General features: G+C 52.6%; 20 protein-coding genes and 1 tRNA gene. 8 read left to right on the forward strand and 13 right to left on the reverse strand.

Translation table 11 applies throughout. The features are described 5' to 3' along the window. Nucleotides 1-16: 16 nt before the first annotated feature. From AACY82_RS05950 to AACY82_RS05960, 3 genes are all read left to right on the forward strand, one after another. A complete protein-coding gene (locus AACY82_RS05950; RefSeq protein ID WP_339615865.1) occupies nt 17-1,447 on the forward strand; it encodes an alpha/beta hydrolase in 1,431 nt (476 codons plus the stop codon). 519 nt (nt 1,448-1,966) lie between these two features. Continuing rightward, nucleotides 1,967-4,981 carry a TonB-dependent receptor gene (locus AACY82_RS05955; protein ID WP_339615866.1) on the forward strand — a complete coding sequence of 1,005 codons (3,015 nt, stop codon included), beginning with the start codon at nt 1,967-1,969 and terminating at the stop codon, nt 4,979-4,981. Nucleotides 4,982-5,142: 161 nt separating this feature from the next. After that, nucleotides 5,143-6,213, forward strand: a complete 1,071-nt coding sequence (locus AACY82_RS05960) for an SGNH/GDSL hydrolase family protein (protein ID WP_339615867.1) — start codon at nt 5,143-5,145, stop codon at nt 6,211-6,213. A 163-nt stretch (nt 6,214-6,376) separates the two neighbouring features. On the opposite strand, the gene AACY82_RS05965 is transcribed toward AACY82_RS05960, so the two are convergent. The 9 genes from AACY82_RS05965 to rpsU form a co-directional block, all read right to left on the reverse strand. After that, complete coding sequence (locus tag AACY82_RS05965) at nt 6,377-7,471, reverse strand: XRE family transcriptional regulator (protein ID WP_339615868.1); 1,095 nt, start codon at nt 7,469-7,471, stop codon at nt 6,377-6,379. Between the two features lie 11 nt (nt 7,472-7,482). Next, nucleotides 7,483-8,163 carry a hypothetical protein gene (locus AACY82_RS05970; RefSeq protein WP_339615869.1) on the reverse strand — a complete coding sequence of 227 codons (681 nt, stop codon included), beginning with the start codon at nt 8,161-8,163 and terminating at the stop codon, nt 7,483-7,485. Between the two features lie 515 nt (nt 8,164-8,678). Further along, complete coding sequence (locus AACY82_RS05975; protein ID WP_339615870.1) at nt 8,679-9,266, reverse strand: hypothetical protein; 588 nt, start codon at nt 9,264-9,266, stop codon at nt 8,679-8,681. A gap of 17 nt (nt 9,267-9,283) precedes the next feature. Then, complete coding sequence (locus AACY82_RS05980) at nt 9,284-9,718, reverse strand: type II toxin-antitoxin system antitoxin SocA domain-containing protein (RefSeq protein ID WP_339615871.1); 435 nt, start codon at nt 9,716-9,718, stop codon at nt 9,284-9,286. Between the two features lie 125 nt (nt 9,719-9,843). Beyond that, nucleotides 9,844-9,920, reverse strand: a tRNA-Ile gene (locus AACY82_RS05985). 274 nt (nt 9,921-10,194) lie between these two features. Continuing rightward, nucleotides 10,195-12,006 carry an RNA polymerase sigma factor RpoD gene (gene rpoD / locus AACY82_RS05990; protein WP_339615872.1) on the reverse strand — a complete coding sequence of 604 codons (1,812 nt, stop codon included), beginning with the start codon at nt 12,004-12,006 and terminating at the stop codon, nt 10,195-10,197. 147 nt (nt 12,007-12,153) lie between these two features. Then, nucleotides 12,154-14,247: a DNA primase gene (gene dnaG, locus AACY82_RS05995; protein WP_339615873.1), complete on the reverse strand. Its 2,094-nt coding sequence runs from the start codon at nt 14,245-14,247 to the stop codon at nt 12,154-12,156. A gap of 49 nt (nt 14,248-14,296) precedes the next feature. Beyond that, nucleotides 14,297-14,749, reverse strand: a complete 453-nt coding sequence (locus AACY82_RS06000; protein ID WP_339615874.1) for a GatB/YqeY domain-containing protein — start codon at nt 14,747-14,749, stop codon at nt 14,297-14,299. Nucleotides 14,750-14,812: 63 nt separating this feature from the next. After that, nucleotides 14,813-15,028: a 30S ribosomal protein S21 gene (rpsU, locus tag AACY82_RS06005; protein WP_041524939.1), complete on the reverse strand. Its 216-nt coding sequence runs from the start codon at nt 15,026-15,028 to the stop codon at nt 14,813-14,815. A 256-nt stretch (nt 15,029-15,284) separates the two neighbouring features. Between rpsU and tsaD the strand changes: the two genes are divergently transcribed. Genes tsaD through folK form a run of 3 tightly spaced genes read left to right on the forward strand, consistent with a single transcriptional unit; the run spans nt 15,285 to nt 17,223 of the window. Next, nucleotides 15,285-16,331, forward strand: coding sequence for a tRNA (adenosine(37)-N6)-threonylcarbamoyltransferase complex transferase subunit TsaD (gene tsaD / locus AACY82_RS06010; RefSeq protein ID WP_339616069.1), 1,047 nt, complete (start codon nt 15,285-15,287; stop codon nt 16,329-16,331). Between the two features lie 20 nt (nt 16,332-16,351). Continuing rightward, complete coding sequence (gene folB, locus AACY82_RS06015) at nt 16,352-16,711, forward strand: dihydroneopterin aldolase (RefSeq protein ID WP_339615875.1); 360 nt, start codon at nt 16,352-16,354, stop codon at nt 16,709-16,711. Then, entirely contained in the window at nt 16,708-17,223 is a 516-nt protein-coding gene (gene folK / locus AACY82_RS06020; RefSeq protein ID WP_339615876.1) for a 2-amino-4-hydroxy-6-hydroxymethyldihydropteridine diphosphokinase, read from the forward strand. The genes folB and folK overlap by 4 nt, the downstream gene beginning before the upstream one ends. A 34-nt stretch (nt 17,224-17,257) precedes the next feature. On the opposite strand, the gene AACY82_RS06025 is transcribed toward folK, so the two are convergent. From AACY82_RS06025 to AACY82_RS06040, 4 genes are all read right to left on the reverse strand, one after another. After that, nucleotides 17,258-18,298, reverse strand: a complete 1,041-nt coding sequence (locus AACY82_RS06025) for a hypothetical protein (protein WP_339615877.1) — start codon at nt 18,296-18,298, stop codon at nt 17,258-17,260. Between the two features lie 122 nt (nt 18,299-18,420). Then, on the reverse strand, nt 18,421-19,386 hold the full coding sequence (locus AACY82_RS06030; RefSeq protein ID WP_339615878.1) for a magnesium transporter CorA family protein: 966 nt from the start codon (nt 19,384-19,386) through the stop codon (nt 18,421-18,423). Between the two features lie 30 nt (nt 19,387-19,416). Further along, nucleotides 19,417-20,157 carry a pteridine reductase gene (locus tag AACY82_RS06035; protein ID WP_339615879.1) on the reverse strand — a complete coding sequence of 247 codons (741 nt, stop codon included), beginning with the start codon at nt 20,155-20,157 and terminating at the stop codon, nt 19,417-19,419. Beyond that, complete coding sequence (locus tag AACY82_RS06040; RefSeq protein ID WP_339615880.1) at nt 20,154-21,395, reverse strand: multifunctional CCA addition/repair protein; 1,242 nt, start codon at nt 21,393-21,395, stop codon at nt 20,154-20,156. The genes AACY82_RS06035 and AACY82_RS06040 overlap by 4 nt, the downstream gene beginning before the upstream one ends. 373 nt (nt 21,396-21,768) lie before the next feature. Between AACY82_RS06040 and AACY82_RS06045 the strand changes: the two genes are divergently transcribed. Continuing rightward, nucleotides 21,769-22,650 (forward strand): DMT family transporter, encoded by an 882-nt coding sequence (locus AACY82_RS06045; protein WP_339615881.1) that lies wholly within the window; start codon nt 21,769-21,771, stop codon nt 22,648-22,650. A gap of 266 nt (nt 22,651-22,916) precedes the next feature. Then, the gene (locus AACY82_RS06050) at nt 22,917-23,600 is read left to right on the forward strand and encodes a TorF family putative porin (protein WP_339615882.1); all 684 of its coding nucleotides are present in this window, start codon (nt 22,917-22,919) and stop codon (nt 23,598-23,600) included.

Consider the following 23,600-nt stretch of genomic DNA (forward strand, 5'->3'; position numbering starts at 1 on the left):
GAATTTGGAGAAGTTTTTGTCGTTAATTTGTAGAGGCAGTTGGTTGGTCAGTATAGCGCTGAGTTTAAGCGTTACCGCTCAGGCACAGGTGCTTGAGCGCTTGGCAGAAAAGAGTATCGAGGCGCCGCCGGTCGTCCCTAGTCTAACAGGGATAGCGCAGGCGGGTTTTGTCTATGAGCCGGTGTTCAATAGCCGTATGTATTTAGTTGAGGCCGGAGTGGGCAATCCCGAGACCGTCATTCTGGTGCACGGTTTAGGGCAAAATGGTTATCGCGATTGGCGCAATGTTATTCCCGTACTGGCGCAGCGTTACCATGTGTTGGCGATGGATTTGCCCGGGTTTGCGTTATCGCAAAAACCTAAAGGGCGTTATTCGCCCACGCAATATGCGCGCGTACTACAGTGGTTAGTGAGTCAAAACGGGCATGAGCGCGTTTATTTAGTGGGCCACTCCATGGGCGGCGCGGTTGCCTTACGTTATGCGGCGAGCTTTCCCGATACCTTGCACCGCGTGGCGCTGGTCAGTGTTGCTGGTGTTTTGCAGCGCACGGCTTTTTTATCACACTCCAGTGCATTGCCAATCAGCAGCGGCACCGCACCTTATATTGATTCGTTGCCTGCCTCTGTCAAAGAGATGGCGGGCGATCAGTTGCGTCAGTGGAGCAGCCAAGTGCTAAGCTTTGCCGAAAGTCTGCCCGACCCTATAAAAATATTGCGCGCTAGCGATACCGCCTGGTCGACCCTGTTAGACGATCAGCCCAACGCAAACGCCGCACTTGCTTTAATTGGTGAAGATTTTACGCGTGCTTTTGCGCAGGTAAGTGTGCCGGCCTTAATTGTTTGGGGCGATCAAGACCCTGTGGCACCACCGCGAACAGGCGTTTTGCTGGCGGGGCAACTACCTCAAGCTCGGCGAGTGGTTCTTCGCAATACCGGGCACGTGCCTATGGCGCAGCCCAATGCGTTTAACCCGCTATTGCTCGATTTTTTTGCCGGCAACACAGTAGCATCAGAACCGGCTACCCCCTCCTTGCAAAACGGAGATCTGGTGTGTCGCAATCAGCGCGACCAATATTACACGGGCGTTTTTACCGCCATTGACTTGCGCGAATGCGATGGCGCGGTACTAGAAGATGTACAAGCCGAATCGATTGTTGTGACAGACTCTGACGTGGAGCTGCGCAATGTGAATGTGTTATCGCAAAAGGTTGCACTGCAGGTAAACCAATCGCGGGTGAACATGACCAATGGCCAGCTTATCGGCGCTATCGGAATTCTCGCCCACAATAGCCAGCTGGACTTAGCGGGTGTTACCGTGCGCGGCAGTGTCTCCGGCATTCGTGCCTCCGGCCCATCCAGCTTTATCTTCTCGGTCAGTCAACTCCGCAGCCCGGCTGTCAACCGAACCTTGCACGGGGTGTACGAGATTGGAGGGACGATGGAGTAGAGCTATGAGCCGTTTGCTCGTGTATTCAGTGAATATTGATTCAATCGTACAGGCACTAGACGTAAAGTAGGCCATCTTGGCTTGCGCCGTGAACGCCGGTTACATAATTGCCCGCCCCGACTTTCTTTTATTTGAGTTTTCCAGCGTCCTCGCCGTCTTTAGGGAACCCCCTCTCGTTCAGACGCACGATCAATAGGATGTCGCTCGGGTACCTCAATATCGAGCAATATCTTTATATCCCATTGAAATTTATAGATTATTTGGCTTTTTTATGGGCTGGTGTTTGGGCGTGAAAGGCTCGTTCTGCATGGTTAAGACCTTAGTTGTGAATGTCTTGGCGGTAAATCTTTGTAATATTTTGTTGTAATCGGTTACATTTTTGTGGAGAATACCGCGACGATAAAGGCAGTTATCGTATAAAAAGATAACAGTCTGGTATGCCCGTTTGCCCATCCGGCTCTGGTTGCTCCTCAGCCAGCCTAATGAGCAAAGGCCAATAAAATATAAAAGAGGCAAGTCATGAGAAAAACACTCCCTAATCAGCGAGTTCTGTCCACATGGATTACGGCACTGTCCCTGACGGCAACTGCCAGTGTGGTTCAGGCCCAACAAACGTCCGATGAGCAATTGCTACTTGAAGAGGTTGTTGTACGCGGTATTCGCAGCTCTCAAGAGGCGGCGGTTGACGTAAAACGCGACTCCAAAGTTATTGTCGACTCTATCGTTGCAGAAGACATAGGTAAGCTACCCGACGTAACCATTGCGGATTCATTACAGCGTGTAACCGGCGTGCAAATTCAGCGCACCGCAGGTGAAGGTACGAGCCTGAACGTGCGCGGTATGCCTCAGGTGTTGACCACTTTGAACGGCGAGCAATTTTTAAGCCCTTGGTCTATTACCGATGTAGGCGCTAATTACGGTGATATTCCCGCCTCGATGATCTCGGGTGTGGATGTTTATAAATCGCAAAGTGCGGGCCTGTCAGCCGGCGGTATTTCGGGCGTTATCGATTTAAAAACCCGTCGCCCGCGCAACCTAGAGCAAGGCTGGACGGCCGTTGGCAGCGCCGAAGTCTCACAAGGCTCCATTACCGAAGACGACAACTACAACACCAATGCGTTTGTGGGTTATAACGGTGATCGATTTGGCTTTACCCTCGGCGTTTTTAAATCCAACTCTAATGCTGCCAATTATCAAATTTGGGAGGATGCGCGTTTAGGTTTTGTGAATGCGGGTGGCGATCCGTTGGACCTTAATGATAACGGTGATTTGAATGATCGCTACTTAGTGCCTGCTGGTTATGGCGTAAGTGCGTTTGTGATGGAGCGCGAGCGCGAAGGCTTTGCCGGCTCGTTGCAGTTTGACATTAGCAATGCGCTGGAATTAACCGCGGATGTGTTTTACACCAAAATGGATCAGTACGATCGCGGTGTTCGCACTCAGTTTAATGGCAGTAATGAAGACAATTACGATGTGTTGCGGCCCGGCACGCAAACCCAAGTTGAGGCCGTTGTGCCAGCCGAAGGCGATACTCCAGAGCGCGTCATTAACTCGGTTCAAGTGGCTGTAGTTGAGGCGCCTGATTTTCAGGCAACCACGCAAAGTAAGCAAAACCATACCGATGCGCTCAATGCCAACCTAGAGTTGAGTTTCGACAATGGTGGCCCGTTTACGGGTTCGGTGCGTTATATTCACGCTGAGGCCGAGAAAGACTACGCCAACGCGAGCTTTCAGCAGGGTACTCCCGAGTGGTACTGGATCGATGAAGACGAAGATGGCCAGGATGATCCGGTCGAACCGTTTTGGGTGACGGTGGATTACGGCGAAGAGTACCCAACTTTTCAGTTTGAAGATGATTTATCCAGCACCGATCGTTTAAACCTGTTTCAAGCTTTTGCCGACGGGACTAACGATGAGGCTACACTCGACGCTGCCCGCGCCGATGGCTCTTACGAGTTTGAGTTCTCGGGCTTTACTTCGGTAGACTTTGGCGTTCGCTACGGTCGTCGCGATGTCGATCATACTCGCTTTATTTACATGACCCCAACAGGCTACCACTCTACGTGGGCCAATCCCAATGTTCCAGAAGATCTGTGGTACGAACCTTTGCCGGGTGATTTTATTTGGCAGCAATACCCCGACTGGACAGACTTTAAAGGCAATGCTGATCTAGGCTTGGCGCCGTATGATGACCTGCGCGAGCAACTGATCTCTTATAACGACTTTGGCCCCTTTGGTGGCTGGGGCGATGGTGTTGCGGCGTTAGACCCTAAAAGCCTAGACGATTTGAATGGCTTTATGAACTTCGTCTACCCCGGCGCCGAAGAGTTTGCGGATCCGTCGCGCGCTTACTCGGTAGTTGAGGAAGAAACCTCGGGTTATGTACAGTTTAACTTTGAAAGTTTAGATGGCCTGTTTGGTGTTCCATTTGATGGAAACATTGGTGTGAGCGTTGTTGAAACTAGCCGTGAAGTCGTCAACAGTGTTTATGATCAGAGCGCAACCCCTGAGGAGGGCTCTTATTACGGCGGTGGTTACTCAGCCACTTACGGCGAGCCGGAAGGCTGGCAGGTCTTGCCTAAAGTGCTGGGCAACGAGACGACCGAGACGTCGTTCACCGATGTATTACCCTCGGCTAATATTAACTTTTACCCGCGCGAGGATTTAATTGTTCGTTTTGGTTATAGCGAAACTATGTCTCGTAACGATCTACAAAATGTAGGTGAGGGCGAGTCTCTGTGGTATCAGGAGTATCGCGTTTATACGCCGGAAGGTGATCTCGTAGACGATAATGGTGAAACTTACAAAATGGTCGCAAGCCCTGGCGGTGGTAACGATCAGGGCAACCCATACATCGACCCTTGGCGTGCCAACAACTACAACATCTCGACTGAGTGGTACTTTGGCGAGGGCGGTATCTTGGGTGCCAGTGTATTCTTAATTGAGGTTGAAAGTGCCGCGCAAGCGATGCAAGAGCAGCGTCAGTACCCAGACTCTGACGGCGTTATCCGTCGCTCCGTTAATATCTGGACCACCCAAAACGTTCCGGCCTCTGACCTGAAAGGGTTTGAGGTGGGCTATAAGCAGGCGATGACGTTCTTGCCGGGCATTTTGGCTAACACCGGTATCGAGGCTAACTATACCTACTCGGATAACGACTCCGGTAGCGTCGACCTTGAAGGCAACAGCTTCCCGCTTAACTCCAACTCCGAGCACCAGGCCAACTTGGTGTTGTGGTATCAGGGTGACAAGCTTAGCTCGCGGGTCGCTTACAACTGGCGCAGTGATATCTTTCAAGGCCAAGTGGGTTTGAATACCAACGAGGCGGCTATCAGCTTGGGCAATTGGTCTGAGTCCGCCGGTTATTTGGATGCCTCGATTAATTACGATATCAACGATAACGTGGCGGTTTATTTGCAAGGTACTAACCTGACCGAGACCGATTATCGCAACTATGCGCAGTTTGAAGATCAGTTCCGCTCTTTGAACGTGCAAGAGCGTCGTGTGGCTTTGGGTATCCGCGCGCGCTTGTAAGCTCTCCGACCCAAAAACTTGTGTAGCATGTACATAGCCTTGTGGGAGCCGGGAAACCGGCTCCCACTTTTGTGTTTTTACGCTTCGGTACCTGTTTGCAGGTGTTTTTGGGCAACACGCTGTAGTATGGCTACCACAACTCAGTTTTAAGGGCTGTATTCATGTTAAAAACAATAATCGCCACGCTGGCACTTTGCTCGGTGGTTGCGTGTGCTCCAGTGTCCGGCGTACTACCCCCTACGGCGACACTGCAAACAGAGCAAGGCTTTTCGGGGGAGTCTGTTACGTTGGTGGGCCGCTTTGATCAGCGCACGGATGGGCGCGCGGCATTTACTTGGCCGGGCTCTTCAGTGGCGTTTCGGTTTAAAGGATCAAGTGCTGCCATCCGGCTTGCCAGTACGGCCGATATACGCTTTATGGTGGAGGTCGACGGTGAGAAGTCCGAGCTTTGGGTAAAAGCGGGTGAGGCCGATTACACCCTAACCTCCGGCCTCGAAGACAAACCTCATCAGGTGCGATTAACCCGGTTAGCCGAGTCCTTCTCCGGGGTGACAGCGCTAGTTTCCGATCCGGTTACTGATGGCCGACTGCTGGCGCCTCCGGCACCCGCGTCGCGTCGCGTGCTGGTGATTGGCGACTCCATTACCGCAGGCTATGGTGTCGAGGGCACCAGTAAAGATTGCAGTTACTCGCAGGCAACCAGTACCCCTTTGCTTGCTTACGCCGGGGTTGCGGCGCGCCAGCTTAATGCCGATATCCACACCATCGCCTGGTCCGGTATTGGGGTATGGCGTTCGTACGGCGAAGAAGAGCCCATCAATCCGACTATTGGCGAGCGCCGTAAATTGACGCTGGGTGACGATTTTGACAGCGCTTGGGATAGCTCGCGCTTTCGCCCCGATGCGGTTGTGATTGCGATTGGCACTAACGATTTTTGGCAGGGCAGTGCGGCGGGGTATCGCGCGGCGATGGGCGAATTTGTGTCGCAAGTACAAACCGACTACCCCGAGCGACCCATTTATTTAATGGTAAGCCCCATGCTCACGGGTGACGCCCGTGCGGCGCAGCAAGCCGATCTTGAGGCTATTGCCTCTGGTCAGGTTAAGGTTATCGATTTGGGTAAAATTGAACCTGACGATGGTTACGGCTGTGATTATCACCCCAATGTTGTCACGCAAAAACGTCTGGCAGATGCTTTAGTTAAAGCTTTAAAAAGCGACTTAGAATGGTGAGTTAGGCGGCTTGATTCGCTCTTTTAAATAAAAAGCCGCTACCAGAGAAGATAGCGGCTTTTTGTATGGTGGCGTCTCAAAGTTGAGCTGGGAGCTTGCTATTTTAGGCTGTTGGGTGGAGCAGGCGATGAGCGTTAGCTACTGCTGTAAATGGTTGCGAGGCTTACACGACCGCTAAACTAGGCAATTTATTAGACTGCCTCAAAAGCTTGCTGTCTGGAGTCGAAGGGCCAAACAATAATTGGTGCAGCTCATCTACTGGTAGGCGCAATTCCTTCGATAAGTGATTGAGCGTTTTTCTCTCCTCTCTAAGAGAGCTCAATATAACTTCTAAAATTTTAGATTTTTCGCGCTCCGGCATAGGATCTGGCTCAGCCTTGAAATACCCTCTCATTCCCATCTGCCGGCTGAAGTCGTGATAGTGCCAATCGGAGATTTTATTTAAGTCGAAAAGCCGCCTAACTAATGCGGCAAGCGATACTTTCCAGTTGTGCTTAAATTGGATTAGATTTGATAAGTTGGTATGCCGGAAGGAGTATTGACTTATGGAGTCCTCCGGCATTAGTAAGGCGGACGCAAACCTATTAGCTTCCATTTCAGCCTCCCTTCCGCGAGGCGTGCCATCGTGGTGCATTACAAGGTGCCCAAGTTCGTGGCAAGCATCAAACCGTTGGCATTCAGCAGATTTCTTGTTGTTAAGGAAAACAAATGGTACGCCATCCTTCCAGAAGGAATAAGCGTTAACGTTCAAATTGTTCTCTGACAAAGAAAACACACGTACGCCGTTCTTTTCGAGAAGGTGGACTACATTAGAAATACTTTTGTTACCAATTGCCCAAATACTTCTAACTACTATGGCTGATTTTTCGGCATCTTGAGAGTTTTGAAGGCCTAACTGAGGGACATTTACCTTGGGAAGATTGAATTTATTTTCCATCCACTTATTGAATTCATACGCCAGTGTTCCTGCTGCAATGGCGCTAAGTTTCTGGCTTGCTTTGGTTGATGAAAGCGAGCGAAAACTCACAGACTCGAAATCTATAGGTTCGAGATCATCTCCGTAAAAAAAAGCCAACGGATAATCTAACGCTTTGGCAAATTTCGAAAGTTCGTCTATCGTTAGGTTTTCAAACCCTTCTTTTTCATATTTTCTGAGTGTTCTGTCTGCGATCCCCGAACTTTCTGCGAAAGCTTTTTTGGATAACTGTCTTCTTTGTCTGGCAACTTCTAATCTCTGGGGATTAAATACCTGTTCCATAAAATCTCTATTTAAGATGTCTTTCTCTTTATATCAAAGTCAGAATCTTCAGTGAAGTCTGCTGTCGGAAAATCTGGTTCTCCGCCAACAGAACCAATAATAATTCTCTGCTCCCATTCGGATACGTACTGCTTTTCTTTGTTTGCAATTTTATCTCTGTCAGAAGGGCTGGGCAAAGACAGTTCACAACGAGTTTCCTTCTTCGATTGATCGTAGTAGTAAAGAAGGATGTATGTAGGGCACTCGCCAGGCGTCTTTTGCATCAGATTTTCAAGTGGAGCTTCTTTGTCGAATAGGTCGCGTGTATTGCCGCCAAAAAGCGAGGAAAATTTCACCCCCTTTTTTTGGAGTGTCGAGGGGGTCAAGCTCTCAAGCGCTGTCCCCGTCGCAATGTCTCCGCTTGAGACAACGATTTGAAAAGCGCCGTTTGGATGTCGAAGGATCGGTATGTTATCTACAACATCTCTTGACCAACCCTCATCAATTAAGCGCCGACTTAATCCGAAATTGGTATCTGACCAAGCATTGAAGCCCGGAGTTGTAGGTGGGTGTAATCCACCGGCGTTAGATCTTGAGCCATGCCCGACTTTAACTGCTTCAAGTAAGTGATCAACGTTTAGGTTCATTTGGGATAGGTGCTCGGAAGCTTCAGCAGTCTTAACTAAGGCTTTGGCTAGATTGTTCTGGGGCATTGAGTTCTCCGTGCCGGTTTTCATTCCTCATTTTAGGTGGAAAAAGCGGTATGGTCAAGTGTGCTTGAGTTAATTAGTGAGGCGGTAACCGCACATGCTCGTTTGTACGCTTATTTTAAATGATCGATTTAAAAAGCCTCGAAAGCCTCGAAAGCCTTATAGGCCGAGGCTTTGGTAGGCTTTAACTGGGGCCCGCCCCGGCTTTGATGATAGGCTGGTCGAATGCTCTAACCATCTGAGCGAGCGGCCAATAAAAAAGCCGTTATCCGCCATTAGGGTGGCATGAGCTGGCCGGTGATTATATCCGTGCAGCTCATCTAATGACTTGATGTTACGTAGAGGAAGATCCAGTGTCAGCTGCGTCGACAGAAAGCCTAAGGCTTTGTTGTCTATGCTGGCCACATTAGCACGAAGTGGAACTTGTCAAATTCAATAAGAATTAGGCGGGTGAGCGCTAGATCATTGCAGTCGCCACGGTGCACATATAGAGGTGCCAGATAGGTGTGTGTAAGCGTTTATTTGTTGGTGGGGTAAATCTTGTGTTTGCGTTCCCACCATACAAAAAAGAAATGGGATTGAACGATATAGCCCCAAGCTCGCTTGGTTCCACCTAGCCTGAACCTAAAGGCTGTGTCGAACTGCTCAAGTCCGAGGTTTTTCCATCGCCGTCTGGCCTCTTTAATAAGAGTTGAAACTTCCTGATCGTGGTGCATCTTGTGACCGCTGCCAGATGCTAGCTTGTCAATTTCAGCCCATGTTTTTTGACTGAACTCTTCAAAGTGTGGGGAAATATCTGAGGTCCATTCTTCGTCGGTCCATTGGCGTGGACAGTGCCAGCTCCATTTGCCCTCAACGTCTTTCTTTGTTTTGCACCAAGTAACAATGTCGCCGAACCTGCCGCCGTCTTTGATGGCTTTCGGTATGTTGCCTGCTGCTAGATTAACCTGCGGGGCTATGTGAGGGGTTTTGGGGGTGTCAGGATTGGATATGTATTTAGGTTGGTGCGACTCAGATACTTTTTGAACAAAAGAGGCTTTCGCCTCTTCAAATCTTTCTTGCTTCTGCGCCTTCCGTTTAGCGCGCTCTTCGCTCTTCTTCCCCATTGCGCTGCTGAGTTACGCTAAATCGAGGAATAGTATTCGTGAATCGCAGACTGCGGAATCGTTTCGTTTGAGTATGCGCCTACGGGTGAGTCGCCTCGGGCGTTAAGCCAAGGGTCTTCCTGATGAGTAAGGTTGCTCAACCACTGGGCTGTTTTCTCTCCATAGAATCCAAGCACTTTATCAATGTTTTCTTTTTGGGCGGTTGATAGGTTTGAGCTGCTGCCATCTTTAAATAGCGATTTTTCAACTTTAAACATTCCGCGATGACGATCATACAAAGCAGGCAATACGGGACCGTTTGCCCAAGCTTCAAAATCATCAGAGAATAGTGGCTCTTCCTCCCAAACAAGATTCCATGCTTGAGAGTAAAACATCAGCTTTTGGAGCTTCATGGCAGACATTTCGCCGACTGATTCAGCGATGTATGCTGCAACGTCATAAATTGTGGCCATATTGTCCTCCCTTTTTGCTTAGCAAATGCTTTTAATTAAGCTGTTTGCGCAAGCAGTATAGCAGTGAGCCCGCTAAAAAACTGTTAATAGTTATCGTTTGGAAAATACGATTAGCGGGTTAAAAATGGTGGGCCTTCCCAGACTTGAACTGGGGACCTGCCGATTATGAGTCGGATGCTCTAACCAACTGAGCTAAAGGCCCTTAAACTTGTTCTTTTCCGCTGTAGCGTTGTCGCGTGCTCGCCTCACTCGGTCACATACTTAATGTATGCTCCCTCTTTCGTCTGCGCGGCTCCTAGCTACAGCGAAAAAGCCCTGCGTTTAACTTTTAAATTTGTCTTATCCACTGCGTTCAGTAGTAATGTTCTTTTTGCGGTGAATAATAAACCGTTCACCGTTCACCGTTCACCGTTCACCGTTCACCGTTCACCGTTCTGGGGCGGCATTATAGCCGTCCCAAAACTCTTGTAAATCCCTTATTCGTCCAGGAAGCTACGCAGATGATCGGAGCGTGAAGGGTGGCGCAGTTTGCGCAGTGCCTTGGCTTCGATCTGGCGAATACGCTCGCGGGTAACGTCGAACTGTTTGCCCACTTCCTCAAGGGTGTGGTCGGTGTTCATGTCGATACCAAAGCGCATGCGCAGTACTTTTGCTTCACGGGCGGTGAGGCCCGAGAGTACTTCGCGGGTCGACTCGGTTAGGCCGACACTGGTGGCGGATTCTACCGGTGAGACGATGGTGCTGTCTTCAATAAAGTCGCCCAGATGCGAATCTTCGTCGTCGCCGATGGGGGTTTCCATCGAGATAGGTTCTTTGGCGATTTTAAGCACCTTGCGAACTTTATCTTCTGGCATTTCCATGCGTTCGCCCAGTTCTTCTGGGGTGGGCTCGCGACCCATCTCTTGGAGCATTTGGCGCGATACGCGGTTGAGCTTGTTGATGGTCTCGATCATGTGCACTGGAATACGGATGGTGCGGGCCTGATCCGCAATCGAGCGGGTAATGGCCTGACGAATCCACCAGGTGGCGTAGGTTGAGAACTTGTAGCCGCGACGGTATTCGAACTTGTCTACGGCTTTCATCAAGCCGATGTTGCCCTCTTGGATCAGATCCAAAAACTGCAGGCCGCGGTTGGTGTACTTTTTCGCAATCGAGATAACCAGACGCAGGTTAGCCTCGACCATCTCTTTTTTGGCGCGGCGGGCGCGCGCCTCACCGATGGACATGCGGCGGTTAATTTCTTTAATGCTGCTAAGCGGCAGGCCGCTGTCTTCTTCAATTTGTTGCAGTTTGCGTTGGGCGCGAGCGATTTCTGGCTCGTAGGCTTTTAGGGCCTCAGAGTAATCGCGCTTTTTGGCAATGATTTCACCGATCCACTCGTCATTAGACTCGTTGCCGGGAAACTCTTTAATAAAGGTTTTGCGCGGCATCTTGGCTTTGCGGATGCACAGCTCCATGATGGCGCGCTCTTCGCGGCGGGCGCGATCAAGAATGATGCGCACGCTGAGATACACCGGATCAAACTGCCGTGGCGGCAGTTTGAAGAATTTGAAGATCTCGCCTAGCTCGTCCAGCTCTTTCTCGGCTTGCTTGCTAGCGCGGCCGTGCTTTTCGATAACTTTGTCGGCTTTAGCCAATTGCTTTTTTAGGGCGCCAAAGCGCTCTTTGGCCTCTTCGGGGTCAACGCCCGAGGTGGTTTCTTCGTCGTCATCATCGTCGTCGTTATTTTTCGCGGCGGCGGGGGCGCCAGCGGTAGGGATCTCGTCAGACGGGTCGAGCCAGCCGATAATCACGTCGGCCAGGCGACGCTCTTCTTTCTCGACCATTTCGTATTCGTTGATGATGGCTTGAACCGAGCCCGGCCAATAGGCGACGGCGTGCATCAGCTCGCGCACACCTTCTTCGATCCGCTTGGCGATGGCGATTTCGCCCTCGCGGGTTAGCAGCTCAACGGTACCCATTTCACGCATGTACATACGCACGGGGTCGGTGGTGCGACCGGCTTCGGTCTCCACGGCGGCCAGTGCGGCGGCGGCTTCGGCGGCGGCAATTTCATCGGCAGAGGAGTCGCCATCAGCCATCAACAGGTCATCGGCGTTGGGGGCTTGTTCAAACACCCGAATACCCATGTCGTTGATCATTTGGATGATGTCTTCGACCTGATCCGGATCGGAGATGTCCTCTGGCAGGTGATCGTTCACCTCGGAATAGGTTAAGTAACCTTGTTCCTTGCCTCGGGCGATGAGCTCTTTGATTCGAGACTGTTGCTGTTTAGCGTCGTCAGCCATTAGGGACCCTGTAAAACGTAGCGGTTAAAAAAGCAAGCGCGGGATTATAACGTAAAGCGCGTGTTAGATACTAGGTAATAGGTAAATAAGTGCCACTAAATACGATGATATTCGGGCGATTGCGCGCTTTTTTGGCGCGTGGTGCGGTTAGTGGAGTTTTTGCCCGAGCGCTTCGGCGTACAGCGCCTCTTTTTCGGCGCGGCTCAGCTTGTGGGCGTCGCTGCTGCTTAATTTTGCTAGGGCGCGGGCGCGGGCGTTCGCCTGCAGTTGCTGGCGCGCTTTATCAAGGCTGTGGGCAAAGGCGGCGCTGCGATCGTATTCGATGACTTCGCTGCGCTCATCTTTGGGGCGACTTAAGTGTGCGGCGGCGCGCAGCATATCGTGGCCGGCGATGGCGGCAAGCTTTTCGGTGTCATCCGGGCCGTAATTGGCGCGCCAGTGTCCCAGAATGTGCGATAGCTGATAGTGGCTGCGCTCGTGCAGTAATTTAAGGAGGCGTCCTAGCTGGCGTAGTTCGCCATTGTTTTGGCTGAGCCACTGCTCGTAATCGGGGGCTTCGGCGGCCAGCTCTGGGTGCGCAAGCAGTAGGGCGATGGCTTTTTTGTGGGGCGGCATTAAGTATTGGCTGTTGCGCGCAATGGCGGTTTCTGGCCCAGTGGTGTCCGGCTCGCCCGGCGGCTCATCGCGTTGCTCGGTGTAATCCGTGGGCGGGGCGTCGTCATAGGCGCTGACTGGCAGTGATTCAAAGTCGGCGTAATCAGCCGGGGTCCATTGTTCGCTCTCGGCGGGTGGCGGCTCGGTTTGTTCGTCCCAGTCGGGGGTGGACAAGCTGGAATCTTGATCGTGCGGTTCGCGCCGCGGACTTTGGCTGCTGTGGGTGCGCGGTGAGGGCTGTGGTGAGCGATCTTGTGGCGAGGGCTGCTGCGAGGGAAGAGGCTCTGGCGTGTCGACCAGCTCTTCCAGTGTGGCGCGGTTTAGCCCAGTTCGGGTGGCCAGCGCCTCAAACATCAGTTCGCGAAATACACCTTTGGGAAGCTTTGCCAGTAATGGGGCGGCACGTTTGCTTAGGTGGGCGCGGCCTTCCATGGTGCGAATGTTAATGCCCTCGGCGGCGGCGTCAAACAGGTAGTCCTCGAGCGGTACCGCCATGTCGATTAAGTTTTCAAACTTCTCGGGGCCGACCTGGCGCACTAGGGTGTCGGGGTCTTCGCCGTCGGGTAAAAACAAAAACTTAACCTGGCGGCCATCGGTCATGGCGGGCAGTGATGCCTCCAGCGCCCGGGTGGCGGCTCGGCGCCCGGCGCTGTCGCCATCAAAACAAAATACGACTTCGCTGGTGTAGCGAAACGCTCGCTCTAGGTGTTCTTCGCCACAGGCGGTCCCAAGTGTGGCGACGCCGTAGCGAATGCCAAATTGTGCCAGCGCCACCACATCCATATAGCCCTCGACCACCAGCAGGCGGGGCAGGTTGCGATACGCTTGGCGCGCCTCGTGCAGGCCGTAAAGCTCGCGCCCTTTGTGAAACACGGGGGTTTCGGGGGAGTTCAGGTATTTGGGTTTACTGTCGTCCAGCACCCGCCCGCCAAAGCCGATTACCCGGCCACGGGTGTCGCGGATCGGGAACATAATGCGCAGGCGGAAGCGGTCGTACAGGCGGTCGGAGTCCTCAGGCTGAATCAGCATGCCTGCCTTAAGTAGGCCGTCGCGATCGTCGCCGTTGGTGCCCAGTGTTTTTAACAGGTTGTCCCAGCCCGGCGGTGCGTAGCCGATGCCGTAATCGCGGGCGATATGGCCGTCTAGTCCGCGGTTTTTAAGGTATTCGATGGCTTTGGTTTTGCCGGGGTGTTGGCGCAGTTGCTCTTGGTAAAAGTCGTTGGACTTTTCCAGCAGCTCGTACAGCCGCCGGCGCATTCGCTCTTGCCGGGTGGTTTCAGGCTTTTGCTCTTCGCGGGGTACTTCCATCCCGCACAGGTGGGCCAGTTGCTCGACCGCTTGAGGAAACTCGGTGCGCTCGTAGTCCATCAAAAAGCCCACGGCATTGCCGCTGGCGCCACAGCCAAAGCAGTAAAAAAATTGCTTGTCGGGGCTGACGGTAAAGGAGGGGGTCTTTTCGTCGTGAAACGGGCAGCAGGCGCTGTAGTTTTTGCCGGTCTTTTTTAGTTTGACGCGATGATCCACCACCTCGACGATGTCGACGCGGTCTAACAGCTCATCAATAAAAGACTGTGGAATGCGGCTCATAGAGAGATTTTAGCCGCTTTCAAATTCGGCGGGTAGCGATTTTGCCAGGCTACCCAAGGCTCGATTTGATGCGGCGGCTAACGTCAGCCATATCGGCACGGCCTTGTACTTGCGGCTTAATTAGGCCCATTACCTTACCCATGTCGCGCATCTCGTTGGCACCCGATTGGATAATGGCTTTATCGACAATCTCATCCAACTCGGCGTCGCTGAGTGGTTGTGGTAAAAATTCTTGGATAATGACGCTTTCGGCGCGCTCTTGGTCGGCTAATTCGGTGCGACCGGCGCTGTCGAATTGCTCGATAGAATCGCGGCGCTGCTTTAGCATTTTATCTAAAACAACAAGTACGCGGGCGTCGTCAAGCTCGATGCGCTCATCGACCTCGATACGCTTAAATTCTGCCATCACCAGACGCAAAACCGCCACGCGAGCTTTTTCTTTGGCTCGCATGGCGGTTTTAAGCTCGTCATTGATGCGGGTTTTCATTGCAGAAACTGCCATAATAGACCCTGTCTTTCTCTGAGAGCTAGCTGCTGCAAAGCCTTGGCTTAGCAGCAGGCGCCATTAATACAGGCGCTGAAACTTACGTGATTCGCGCTGTACTTTTTTGGCGTGGCGCTTAACGGCGGCCGCCATGTTGCGCTTACGAACAGCGGTGGGCTTCTCGTAGAATTCGCGGCTGCGAACTTCTGCTAAGACGCCTGCTTTTTCGCAAGAACGCTTGAAGCGACGCAGAGCGACGTCAAACGGCTCGTTTTCTTTAATCTTTACTGAAGGCATGTTTTTACCTTTGGTTAATAAAGGCCAGCGGCCCTGAAATGACTCAACTTCTAAGGGGCGCAGATTCTAACCACTTATCCAGATGCCTGCAAGCACCCGAGGCGGGTTTTTTATCGAATCGCGGGAGTTTTTTGGTTGGTTGCTGGCCCCGACCGTGTCTGGCCTATATGATAGCGGCAAAAATGGACCCAGTGGGGCTCTATTTAACCCGGATTTTGAGATAACTTTTGTGAGTAAGCCCTTCGTGACTAAACCCATGTTGGTATTGGGGGTTGAAACCTCCTGCGACGAGACGGGTCTGGCCGTCTACCACACCGAGCGCGGCCTGCTGGCCCATGGCCTGTACTCGCAGGTGGCGGTGCACGCCGAATACGGCGGGGTGGTGCCCGAGCTGGCCTCGCGCGATCACGTGCGCAAAATACTGCCACTGATTCGCGAAGTAATGGCCGATGCTAATTGCAGCGCAGCGGATATCGATGGTATTGCCTACACCGCAGGCCCCGGACTGGTCGGTGCTTTGATGGTGGGAGCAAGCGTTGGCCGCGCCTTGGCCTATGCCTGGGATGTTCCGGCGGTGGGGGTGCACCATATGGAGGGCCACTTGCTGGCACCTATGCTGGAAGACAACCCGCCGGAGTTTCCGTTTGTGGCGCTGCTGGTGTCTGGCGGTCATACTCAGCTGGTGAGTGTTGCGAGTATCGGCCGCTACCAGTTATTGGGTGAGTCGCTGGATGACGCCGCCGGCGAAGCTTTTGATAAAGCCGCTAAAATGCTCGATTTGGACTACCCCGGTGGGCCGCATATCGCGCGCTTGGCGGAGCGCGGCACCCCTGGCCGATTTAGCTTCCCACGCCCTATGGTTGACCGACCGGGGCTAGACTTTAGTTTCTCGGGCTTAAAAACCTACACCTTAAATACCGTGGCCAAATACGCCGGCGCCGATGGCTTGCCCGATGAGCAAACCTCTGCCGACATTGCCTGCGCGTTTCAAGAGGCTGTGGTCTCGACTTTGGTGATTAAATGCCGCCGGGCGCTGGAGGCCACTGGTTTAAAGCGTTTAGTGATTGCCGGCGGCGTATCGGCCAACACCCGTTTGCGCGCGGAGCTAGAGCGAGCGCTTGGCAAAATAGGTGCCGAGGTGTTTTACGCACGTCACGAGTTTTGTACGGATAACGGCGCTATGATCGCGTACGCCGGCGCGCAGCGCTTGGCGGCAGGGCAGAGTGAATCGCTCGCGGTTAATGTGCGCCCGCGCTGGCCGCTGGATACTTTGCCGCCGCTTGATGTAAGTACCCCTGCTTAAAGGTGAATAAAGAGAACCCGATGGACATTGTTTATATACGCGACCTTGAGATTCAGACCATTATTGGCATTTACGATTGGGAGCGCCAAGTGCGTCAAACCGTTAGTCTTGATATCGAAATGGCCAGTGATATTCGCCGCGCGGCCGAAACGGACGACATTCAGTATGCGCTCAATTATAAGGCTGTCTCAAAGCGTATTATCGCTTACGTCGAAGGGCGCGATGCGTTGCTGGTTGAGTCGCTCGCTGAAGAAATCGCCGCCTTGGTACGCGAGGAGTTTGCTGTGCCCTGGCTCCGCTTGCGGCTCAGTAAGCCAGGTGCCTTACGCGGTGCGCGGGATGTGGGTTTAATCATCGAGCGCGGAGAAAAACCGGCATGAAGCCTGTGTATTTAAGTCTTGGCAGTAATATTGATCGCTATCGCCACATTAGTGCCGCGCTTGATGCGCTGGCCGATGAATTTGGTGAGCTGGATATCTCGACAGTGTACGAAAGCGAGTCCGTTGGCTTTGAGGGCAGCCACTTTTTAAATTTGGTGGTGGGTATTCACAGCGAGCTTGATATTGCCGAGCTGTCGGCCCGACTTAAGCAAATAGAGGACGATAACGATCGCAATCGCGACGGCCCTAAGTTTAGCCCGCGCACACTGGATATTGATATTTTGCTGTACGGTGATTTTGTTGGCACCACCGCCGGCATTGAGTTGCCGCGAGATGAGATCACCAAAAACGCGTTTGTCTTGCAGCCGTTAGCGGAGCTTGCCCCGAAAACGATTCACCCAGAGCTGGAGCAAAGCTATGCGCAGCTGTGGCACGGTTACGATAAATCCCGTCAGCATTTGTGGCCTATTGATTTTGTCTGGCGAGACTTGACGCTGCCCTGTCGTTATTAGTCGTTATGGCAGCCGTGCGGTGGTAAGCGGCCGGTTAAAAACCTGCCCCCAAGCCGAGCGGCATATTAAACGTAACACCAAGCCAGCCGCGTTGATCATCGGTCATGCCAAGAGCCACGCCAAATTTTATCGGTTGATTTTGCCACGGGTAAATATTAACCCGCAGTTTTAAATCCTCGGTGCCATTGTAAATCGCTGACCACAAAAGGTTGCCGTTACGATCACCAAAGAGCCCGACGCTGGGGCGGGTTTTATAGTTTAGCTCGCCATTGGGAAACGCAATGCGCGTGATGGCAGCGCCCACACCCCACGACAAGGTGTTACCGCTGGCCAGCGTATGTGATAGCCCCACCAGATTATTCATGCCCATGTAAGCAAATAGCTCCGTATTGCCGTGACTGAGAAGTTGCGGGCGCACCACGTAGCTGATGCCGGTGTTGCGTAACTGATCATTGCTGGGGTCGTAGAGAATCAAATGCGGCCAAACGGCCGGCTTGAGATTCTTTTCGATGTATTCTGCGCGCTGGTCATCAGAGAACAGCCAGATGCCCAGAGGGCGAAAAATAAAAACATCGGCAACCGGGTCGTCGGCGGCGGAGGTTTTTTTCTCTATCGCCTCCTGTGCCAGCTCGGCGGCCATCGCGGTGCCGACGGCTGCCCATAGCGGATGGGCGTATTGGTGGGCTCGGTAGTATTCTAAGTCGCGCCGATAAACGATACCGCCACCAAACAAATGTAAAGCGTAATTGGGGAGCGCGGTAGGCCAGTCGCTGGAGTGCTCTGTGTCGTAGGGCAGAATCTGGCGGTTGATAAAACGCCCCCAGCCGCCTTCGCTGTTGATGGCGGCGTCTGGGTGGGTAAGGTTGTCAAACAGTGTGCTAAAACGGTGATCGATGTTGTGTTGATCGAAGTTATCCGGTAGCTGCAAGGTATCAAAGGTATAGTGAGAAAAACTGTTTAGTGGTGTGTATAGCGCATCCGCGCCGGTATTGGCCGGGCGATAGTAGTCCGCGTGCAGGGTTTGCGGCAGCCCCACAGCCGCTATGGCGGTCAGTATTATTGCTAGCCACAACATTGGGGCGCGTCGTTTTGCCGTGTTTTTATCGGTTGTCACAGTGGGCCACGTTTAGAGTTTTTTTGGCTCTTAACAATACGGCCAGCGGGTTTTATAGGCCGTATTGTTAATGTAGCTTTTTATTATAACCAGCGCAGCTTTCTAAACAGCCCCAGCAAGGCCACCCCCATGGTTGCCATCAACCCCATGGCGATAAAATAGCCATAGCGGTAGTGCAGTTCTGGGATGTAGTCAAAGTTCATGCCGTAAATGCCCGCGACAAACGTCAGGGGAACAAAAATCGCTGTAATTACCGTAAGCACTCGCATGGTGTTGTTTAGCGTGTGCGATGCCAGCGATAAATAGCCCTCAATAAGATCGCCACAGATTTCATAGTACATGGCGGAAAGGCTGTTAACGCGTTCGCAACGATCAAATAAATCTTGCAGAGCGTGGCCGATGTCGGGGGATTGTTGTGCAAACACATCCGGTGTTTCATGCAGTAGTGTGGTTGCGACGCGCTCATGATAATTGAAGGTACGCTTTAGTTTGCGCAACCGCGATTTAAAGGCGATTAAAGAGCGCATTAGTTCGTCATTGGGGCGCTCTTGCATCATGTCTTCAAGGTCGTTAATGCGGGCCTCAAAGGTGAGAACCGCCTCTAAGTAGCGGCCTACAGAGTAGTGCATGATTCGCACCGCTTGCAGCGCCGGTTGGCGCAGTAAGTCGATATCTGGGTTGTTCCAGTTTTTCTCGATACTGATTGAGCGGCCCTGGTGAATGCTGATTAAACAGCGCTCTTCAGCAAACAGTGCGATGGGTACCTGGCTGACGTTTAGCTCTTCGTCAAAGTCCGTAATGCCGCGATACAGAATCAGCACTTGATTGTCGAAGGTTTCGGTTTTGGGTGGGTGGCGTTTGCGCTGTGCGTCCTCAATGGCGAGAGGGTGGCAGCCCTGGGCTAATAGCAGCGCTTTCTCATCTTCGATATTTTCACTTTCGATATCAATCCACAGGTAACCACTGTCGTCTGCACGCCAAGCGTCTATCTGCTCGACGCCGCCGTACTGTGTTTGACCATCGGTTGTGAGTCGGAGGGTTTTTATCATAGTGGTATCCTTAGCCTTGCGTGTAGCGAGTTAGTTGCTGAGGGTTCGGCCGCCATCCACAGCGATAATTTGGCCGGTAATATAGGGTGCATCGTTCAGTAAAAAATCAATAGTACGGGCAATATCGTCGGCAGCACCAGCCCGTTTTAGTGCAATTTTATCAACAATGGCTGCTTTTGCGGTATCGCTTAATTCGGCGCTGTCCTCTGGCCACATTATGGCGCCGGGGGCTACGCCGTTTACTCGCACCCCGGGGGCAAGCTCGCGCGCTAATGATTTGGTTAGCATAACGTTGCCGGCCTTGGCGATACAGTACAAGGAGTGTTCGCTCAGTGGTCGGTCGGCGTGAATGTCGGCGATATTAACGATGGCGCCCGATGTTTTTGTTAGCGCCTCGCACAAATGCTGCGCGAGAAAAAACGGCGCTTTTAGGTTGCTGCCAATCAGGTCATCCCACTGTTGCTCAGTCGCGCTGCCGATAGGGGTAGGGTAAAAAGTAGAGGCGTTGTTGATTAACGCATCGAGCTGTCCCCACTCATTAATAGCCGCGTGCGCTAATGACTCGACATCATCGAGTTGTGTCAGATCGGCGGCTAACGCCTGCGCCGAGTTCGCGCGCTGCTGGTTAAGCTCGCCGATGAGTTGTTCGGCCGCGCGGCTCGAGCTGCGATAATGCACGATAACGCGCCAGCCTTTGGCGTGTAAGCCGCGTGCGGTGGCCGCGCCGATGCGGCGAGCACCACCGGTGATTAATACCACGGGTTCGCTCATGCTTGTCGTTCCTTATCTGTTTGCTGTTTCAACGCATCGAGCTTTTGTAGTCGCTCGGCATCAATGGCGGCGCCTAGCTCGGCACCTTGGTAACCCTTTGCAACTAACGCTTTTACGTCTACGGTTTGACACAACTCCAGCGCGCGATGTAAGTAGCCAGGTTGTGGGTAATCTCGCGCCTCAAACCCAGTGCGACCACGGGAGTCTGCCTCGCAGGTTAATAACAGCTGTGCAAACCGTTCGGGGCGACGCAGCGCGTCGGTTTGCTTTAGCAGTTTTAGCACTGTGGCCGGGCGCAACTCAAAGGCGCGGTGCACGTGGGTGTGGAACTGCGCGGCCAGGAGTGCCAAGTCGCGGCAATCGTTGGGCACTGCAAGCCGTTTACACAGCGCCTTAATAAGCGGTAGACCCAATTGCTCGTGGTTAATGTGGCGGGGCCATTTGTCCGGCGGTGTCTCGCCTTTACCTAAATCGTGCACCAAGGCGGCAAAGCGCACACAGGTGTCGGTCGATAACCGACACGCTTGTTGCAAAACCATTAAGCTGTGTTCGCCGGTATCGATTTCTGGGTGATGCTCGGGCGGTTGCGGTACACCGAACAGTCGGTTGAGTTCGGGTAATATTTTAGCCAGAGCGCCGCAGGTTTTTAGTAGGGTAAAAAACACCTCGGGATTGCGCTCGCCCAGCGCGCGCGACATTTCTTTCCAAGCGCGCTCGGCGACTAAATGATCGGCTTCACCGTCCTCGACCATGGCGTGCATCAGGGCCATGGTCGACTCGGCGACGGTAAAACCTAAGTGGTGATAGCGCGCGGCAAAGCGGGCGGTGCGCAGGATGCGTACCGGATCTTCACTAAAGGCGTCAGAGACATGCCGCAGTTTTTTATCGCGAATATCTTGCGCGCCATTAAAGGGGTCAAATAGTCTGCCTTGTTCGTCTTCGGCAATGGCGTTGATGGTGAGATCGCGCCGAATCAAATCGTCTTCTAGGCTGACGTCTGGGCTCGCGTGAAAGGCAAAGCCGGTGTAGCCAGGGGCGGTTTTGCGCTCGGTGCGGGCGAGGGCATATTCCTCTTTGGTGTTTGGGTGTAAAAATACGGGAAAGTCTTTGCCCACCGGAGTGAAGCCTTGGGCGAGCATTGCCTCGGGGGTGGCGCCTACCACCACCCAGTCGCGCTCGTGGTAGGGGTAACCTAGCAGTTTGTCGCGCACGGCGCCGCCCACTAAATACACTTGCATTACGTCGGTTGCTCATTGGTTTATACGGAGGCGTCCATGGTAGACAATTTCTTAACGAAATGCGCGTTTTATGCTTGTTTGCCGCGTCCCTTGAAGGTAGAGTTAAACGCTTAATCTATTTGAGATGTTGTTTATGTTGCACTTGTTGATCGCAAACCCCGTCTGTATTGCACTGCGCCGAGTCTGGCTAGCGGTGGCGGCGAGCTGTTGCGGTGTTAAAGAGCAGGTGAGTAGATGTTAAAGCTAGATTAACAACACTTTGTTTCTTAAAGGCCGCAGCACTCCACTGCGGCCTTTTTTCGTTTAAGGCTTTGGTGGTTTTGCGGTACGTCGCGCCGATGGACGGGGCGGCTTTTACTGTGAGGGAAAAACCATGCCGGTACTGATCGCCTATATTCTTGTGGTGCTTATTTGGGGCACCACGCCTCTCGCCATTGTCTGGAGCAATGGTTCGGGCCATTTTATGACGGCGGTGTTGTCGCGCATGCTGCTGGCATTGGTGGTGGCGCTAGTGATTAACGCGCTGCTTGGCCGGCGCTTGTTTGATCGCCCGGGGGCTGTCTGGGTGTATTTATTTGCCTCGCTCGGTATCTTTCCCAATATGCCTTTGGTGTATTACTCGGCGCAGTTTATTCCCTCGGGTTTAATTGCCGTGATTTTTGCGTTGTCGCCGTTTGTAACGGGCGTGTTGTCTGCCTTTATCCTTAAAGATAATCCGTTTAACCGGCAGCGCTTATGTGCGTTGGTGTTGGCAGTGCTAGGGCTGGGGGTGATTTTTCGCAGTCAGTTGGCGCTGGATGAGGGGGCGGCCATAGGCATTGCCGGAATTTTGGGTTCGTGTGTGTTGTTCTCGACCAGTAGCGTGTTGTTAAAAGCGCAGCGCACCAGCGTCGATGCGTTTAACCAGACCACTGGCTCGCTGTTGTTTGCTATGCCCGGGTTGCTTGCATTTTGGTGGCTGGCCGATGCGCCCATGCCGGCGTTGCCCACCCAAGCGGTGGCGGCCATTGTCTATTTAGCACTGTGCGGTTCTCTGCTGGGCTTTACGCTGTTCTTTTTTGTGCTGTCGCGTTTGTCGCCCTCGGTGGTGTCCTTGATTACCTTAATAACGCCGATACTGGCCCTGAGCAGCGGCGCACTATTGGCGGGTGAGCGCTTGAGTACTGAAGCGCTTATAGGGACGGCATTGGTGTTTTGCGCGCTGGTCCTCTACCTCGATTTATTGCCATTTCGGCGCCACCCAAAGCATAGGTAATGGTGGTGCGCTATATTGGTGCTGTGCCTATCGCGCCGCTTTAATAAATGCACAGGCTTGGTGCTTGGGTAGTTGGTAAGGTTTGCTCTGCCTGCCCGTGAAATCTTCTATCTCTATGATTTCTAAGTGAAATTACAAGTTGGCGCGGTCTTCGCTATTAGCATCGCAAGCTGTATCGGTGTGCTATCGACGGCTACGGGACTCCTGCGACAGAATCGGGAGCTACCTTAAAAAACAGTTGCCATTAGAAACTAGAGGAAGATTTCATGAAGATGATTAACAAAAAAGTACTGGCCAGTGCCGTTGCCGCGTCAACCCTTGCTTTGAGCGCGTTTGCACCGGTTGCCAATGCTGAAGTATCGGCATCGGTGGGGGCAGCCAACATGTACTACTGGCGCGGTTATGACTTGGGTAATGGCGATCCGGCTATTTCAGGTGACTTAACCGTTAGCACGGGCGGTTTGTACGGTGGTGTGTGGGCTTCTTCTGGTGATGCGTCGCTCGGCACAGAGTATGACCTGTACGTAGGCTACGGCGGTGAAGCGGGCAGCTTTAGCTACGACATCAGTGTATGGAACTACAACTACCCCAGCGCGCCGAATGAGACATACTTGGATGACGCCGGTAACGAAGTGATTATCGATGGCTCTCCAGATATTGGCGATTTAACTGAAATTGTTGGCTCCGTGGGATTTGGTCCTGTTGCTTTGACCTACTATCACGGTGTGGCAGATTTGGATGAGTATTGGTATGCCACTATAGGTGCAACTTTTGACAAGTTCAGTGTAACTTACGGTTTGCATGAAGATGATTACTCGCACGTAGATTTGGGTTACTCGTTTAACGACAACCTGAGTTTTACCTTGGGTATTCCGGTCGATGATGTCGATGGCACAGTAGATGAAGATGCCAAAGTGGTTGTTTCCCTGAGTTTGCCTATCGATTTCTAA

This window comes from uncultured Gilvimarinus sp. (assembly GCF_963972205.1).
In the GTDB taxonomy this organism is placed as follows: domain Bacteria; phylum Pseudomonadota; class Gammaproteobacteria; order Pseudomonadales; family Cellvibrionaceae; genus Gilvimarinus; species Gilvimarinus japonicus.